This window comes from Pseudorhodobacter sp. (assembly GCF_030452865.1).
GTDB lineage: Bacteria > Pseudomonadota > Alphaproteobacteria > Rhodobacterales > Rhodobacteraceae > Pseudorhodobacter.
This window is the reverse complement of the sequence record NZ_JAKDLJ010000313.1, coordinates 1-4,456: the sequence shown is the minus strand read 5'-3', so window position 1 is coordinate 4,456 and position 4,456 is coordinate 1. Positions and strand designations below refer to the sequence as shown.

5 protein-coding genes are annotated in these 4,456 nt (G+C 60.7%); 1 reads left to right on the top strand and 4 read right to left on the bottom strand.

Annotated features, from left to right (window positions below; all coding sequences use genetic code 11):
* Positions 1–340: anhydro-N-acetylmuramic acid kinase (locus tag L0H65_RS15285; RefSeq protein ID WP_301459904.1), on the top strand; the 340-nt coding region annotated here is incomplete at its 5' end.
* On the opposite strand, the gene rarD is transcribed toward L0H65_RS15285, so the two are convergent.
* The 4 genes from rarD to L0H65_RS15265 all read right to left on the bottom strand — a co-directional run.
* Entirely contained in the window at positions 318–1,232 is a 915-nt protein-coding gene (rarD, locus tag L0H65_RS15280; protein WP_301459903.1) for an EamA family transporter RarD, read from the bottom strand. The two genes, L0H65_RS15285 and rarD, sit on opposite strands and share 23 nt — an antisense overlap.
* A gap of 317 nt (positions 1,233–1,549) precedes the next feature.
* Positions 1,550–2,827: a phosphopyruvate hydratase gene (eno, locus tag L0H65_RS15275; RefSeq protein ID WP_301459902.1), complete on the bottom strand. Its 1,278-nt coding sequence runs from the start codon at positions 2,825–2,827 to the stop codon at positions 1,550–1,552.
* Between the two features lie 45 nt (positions 2,828–2,872).
* A complete protein-coding gene (locus tag L0H65_RS15270) occupies positions 2,873–3,769 on the bottom strand; it encodes a DMT family transporter (protein WP_301459901.1) in 897 nt (298 codons plus the stop codon).
* Between the two features lie 152 nt (positions 3,770–3,921).
* Positions 3,922–4,456 (bottom strand): DUF533 domain-containing protein (locus L0H65_RS15265; protein WP_301459900.1); only part of this gene is annotated, 535 nt, incomplete at its 5' end.

Here is a 4,456-nt window from a genome sequence, read left to right as displayed (position 1 = left end):
TGCGGATATGTCCGACGCCGATGCCGCCGCCACCCTGACCGCCGCCGCCGCCGCTGCCGTTGCAAAAGGTGCCGAACATTTCCCCGCCGCGGTGGACCGGGTTCTGGTCACCGGTGGCGGTCGGCGCAACAAGGTTCTGATGGCCATGCTGGCCGACCTGCTACAAGCGGAGGTGTTGCCAGTGGAAGCCGTGGGTCTTGATGGTGACATGCTGGAAGCGCAGGCGTTTGCCTATCTTGCGGTGCGGGTGGCGCTTGGCCTGCCAACCTCTGGCCCCGGTACGACCGGCGTTCGGGCAGCCGTGGGGGGGGGCAAAATCAGCCGACCTTCGGTTTCCTGACACGGCTTTGGAACATCGACAGCGTGTAAAGCCCCAGCGCCGCCCAGATCATCGGGAAGGCGATCATCCGCGCGGTTCCGAACGGCTCCATGAAGATGAAAACGGCGGTCAGGAAAATCATCGTGGGCGCGATATATTGCATGATGCCGATGGTGGACAGCCGCAACCCCTTGGCACCATTGGCGTACAGCATCAAAGGTATCGCGGTGACGAGACCGCAGCCAAAAAGCAACCAGCTATCCATCGGATTTCCTTGCAGGAAATGGCTGTCACCATTGACCTGCAAGTAAATCGCATAAACTAGCGCGAAGGGAGTCAGCAGCAGCACCTCCAACGCGAAGCCCTGGTTCGGCCCGATGGGAAGCTGTTTTTTTGCCAGGGCATAAAAGCCCCAGGTCACGGTCAGACCCAACGCAACAATCGGCAGTCGACCCAGATCAACCGTCAGCACAACAACCGCAAGCGCCGACAGCGCGATTGCTGCCTTCTGAAGCCCGGTCAGCCGTTCTTTCAACAGCACCGATGCCAGAAAGATCGAAAACAACGGGTTGATGTAATAGCCCAATGCGGCGTCCAGGGCATGACCATTGGCGATGGCCCAGACATAAAAGCCCCAGTTCACCGTGATCAGCGTCGCCGTGACCACGCCCATCGCCAGCGTGGAGGGGGTGCGGAATGCGCGTTTCAGGTCGGCGGTGCGGCCTTGAACCAGCAGGACGATGGCTGCGACTGGAAGTGACCAGAGGATACGATGTGCAATCACCTCTGCCGGGGGGACATGCGCAAGCTGCTTGAGGTAAAGTGGCAAAAAGCCCCATAACAGATAGGCCGCCAAGGCAAACAGGAACCCCGGCAGGGTGTCGTCATTCGTGGGGCTGGGTGTCTTGCTCATCGCGATTGATTATCTTTGAAGGCTGGGCGGTGCCAGTCGGAAGTTGCATCGGGTACAATGCGGAAATGTGGCGTTTTGGCAAAAAAAGGAGATATCATAGCGAGTTATCTGATGTTGCTCATCTTACACATCAAGGCGAGCCTGTTGCTCATGTCGTTGGCAAGGCGGGCAGTGCGACCAGTCTTTGCCTGAATTCCTAGGGCAGCCTGTTTGGCAGAACCCTGATTTCAGGTATTTTTACCAAGATGAAATCAGGGTTTGGGCTTTGACTCGAAAAACCGCACCCGCAATCGGGTCACGCGGGGGCGGCGGCGTGCTCAGGCTTTCAGGATCGAACGGCCGGCATATTCCGCCGTCTCGCCCAGCATTTCCTCGATCCGGATCAACTGGTTGTATTTTGCCAGCCGGTCCGAGCGGGACAGCGAACCGGTTTTTATCTGGCCGCAGTTGGTCGCGACCGCCAGATCGGCAATTGTGGTATCTTCCGTCTCACCGGAACGGTGCGACATCACGTTTGTAAACCGCGCGCGATGGGCCATTTCCACTGCTGCCAGTGTTTCTGTCAGGGTGCCGATCTGATTGACTTTGACCAGCATGGAATTGGCGCAGCCTTTGGCGATGCCTTCGGCCAGACGGCGCGGGTTGGTGACGAACAGATCGTCGCCGACCAGTTGGATTTTATCGCCCAGCTTGTCGGTCAACAGTTTCCAGCCGGCCCAGTCATCCTCGGCCATGCCGTCCTCGATGCTGACAATCGGGTAAATGGCGCACAGGGCGGTCAGATAATCGACATTTTCTTCGGGCGACAGAGACTTGCCTTCGCCTTTCATTTCATACTTGCCTGCCTTGAAATATTCGGTGGAGGCGCAATCGAGTGCCAGCATGATATCCTCACCCGGTCTGTAGCCTGCTTTCTCGATGGATTTCAAAATGAAATCAAGCGCGTCGCGGGTGGAGTTCAGGTTGGGTGCAAAGCCGCCTTCGTCGCCGACATTGGTGTTGTGCCCGGCGCTGGAGAGTTCCTTCCGCAGCGTGTGGAACACTTCGGACCCCATGCGCACCGCATCGCGGATGTTGTCTGCGGAGACCGGCAGGATCATGAATTCCTGAATGTCGATCGGGTTGTCGGCGTGTTCACCGCCGTTGATGATGTTCATCATCGGCACCGGCAAAACATGCGCCGAAGTGCCGCCGACATAGCGGAACAGCGGCTGACCGGAGGCATCCGCCGCCGCCTTGGCCACGGCCAAAGACACGCCCAGGATCGCATTGGCGCCGAGGCGGGATTTATTCGGGGTGCCGTCCATCTCGATCATGGTGCGGTCGATGCCGACCTGCTCCATCGCGTCGAAGCCGACCAGTTCCTCGGCAATCTCACCGTTCACGGCAGCGACCGCCTCCAATACGCCTTTGCCATTATAACGGGCCTTGTCGCCATCGCGACGCTCATTCGCCTCATGCGCGCCGGTCGAGGCACCCGATGGCACGGCGGCCCGGCCCATGACGCCGCTTTCCAGATAGACCTCAACCTCCACCGTCGGGTTGCCCCGGCTGTCGAGGATTTCGCGGGCGTGAATGTCGATGATCGTGGTCATGGTGCCTCCGGTCGTTGGGCGTTGGATGGGCTGTTGCCTGCGTCTCTACGCTTGTGGCAGGGTTTTGGAAAGGGTTGTGCGACGCAGCGCGCGTTCACGGGCAAAGGTATACAGCCCCGACCCGATGATGAGTGTGGACCCGATATACATCCATAGATCGGGCCGTTCCCCGAACACGATCGCGGCAAGGATGACGGCAAAGACCAGCCGCGAGTAGCGGAACGGGGCGACGAAGGACACATCACCCACCCGCATCGCTGCCGTGACGGCCCAATAGCCGACGAGCCCTGTCAGCAGCGCGCCGATCAGGTCACCCCAATGCGACGGGTCCACCGGCATTATCTGCACATCGCCAAGATACATCAGCGCGAACCCGGCTGGCACCAGCGCAAGATAGGCCCAGGTCGTCAGTTGGAAGGTGCCGATGTCCGCGGGCATCATCCGGGTCGACAGATCGCGGGCGGCAAGGATGAACACACACGCCAAGGTCAACAACCCCGCAGCTTGAAACCCTTCGCTGCCGGGGCGCAGAATGATCAGAACACCGGCAAACCCCACCAAAATTGCCGACCAGCGCCGCCAGCCCACCGGTTCGCGCAGAAAGATCGCGGCCCCCATGGTCACAACCAGCGGCGAGGCTTGCAACAGTGCGGCGTTGATCGACAAGGGCAGCAGGGCGAGGGCCGTGATGTAAAGCATGCTTGCGCCCGCTTCGGACAGCGAGCGGATCAGGGCGGCGCGGGAAAAGGCACGCCGGGTCAGGATCGGCTGGCCCTGCGCGGCTGCCACCGCCCAAAAGCAAAGTGCGCCGACAAACCCGATCATCACCATCACCTGACCGGGATGCAGTGCCGTCGCCGCGCGTTTCAGGAACACATCCTCAAACGCGAAAGCGCCCATCGACCCCAGCATCAGCAGGCTGGCGCGGGTGTTGTCGGTCATGCCGCTGGATGGGCTTATGCGAAAGGGGCGGGGGAACATGCGGCTTTTGTCCTGCGTCGGAATTATCCCCCGTGTAGACGCAACCTGCCGCAGGCTCCACCCCTTTTCCGTCGCAGTTCGCCCCTTTGCGCCGAAGCAAAGGCGCGCGCGGGTCAGTTGTACAGATGCGGCGCGCCGGCCTGATCGTGCAGCGCGTTCACCTGTTGTTTGTCAAAGCCAAGCGCGATTGCCAGATCGTTGAGGTATTTCGCCTCTGCCTGACTGTCGAGGTTGATCGCCATAAGCGAGCACGCATAGACCTGCTCCTCCAACCCGCGCGGAGTTTCATCGACTAGCGCCTTGATGTCGACCGGTTGCGCCAGCATGTCGTTGACCAGCGCCAATTCCTTCGGGTCGGCATCAGCCATGTTCTGCATCAGCTTCTGCTTTTCGTCGGGGTCGAGCTTGCCATCGGCCTTGACCGCCTGAACCATCGCTTTCAGCATTACGCCTGCGGCGAGTTCCTGATGTGCGTTCGGGGCGGTCGCGGGTTGCTTGCCTGCCAGAACATCGTTGAGCATGCCGCCAAGGCCGCCAATACCGCCCGCAGCCGAACCCGCCGCCGCCCCGGCACCCGCGCCGCCGAGCAAACCGCCCAGCATATCCGCCAAACCGCCACCACCTGAGCCGCCTGCCGACCCACGGGCA

Excerpts from the sequence above, each read along its gene's own strand:
- L0H65_RS15270 (WP_301459901.1), bottom strand. The coding sequence starts at position 3,769 with ATGACCGACAACACCCGCGCCAGCCTGCTGATGCTGGGGTCGATGGGC.
- eno (WP_301459902.1), bottom strand. The coding sequence starts at position 2,827 with ATGACCACGATCATCGACATTCACGCCCGCGAAATCCTCGACAGCCGG.
- rarD (WP_301459903.1), bottom strand. The coding sequence starts at position 1,232 with ATGAGCAAGACACCCAGCCCCACGAATGACGACACCCTGCCGGGGTTC.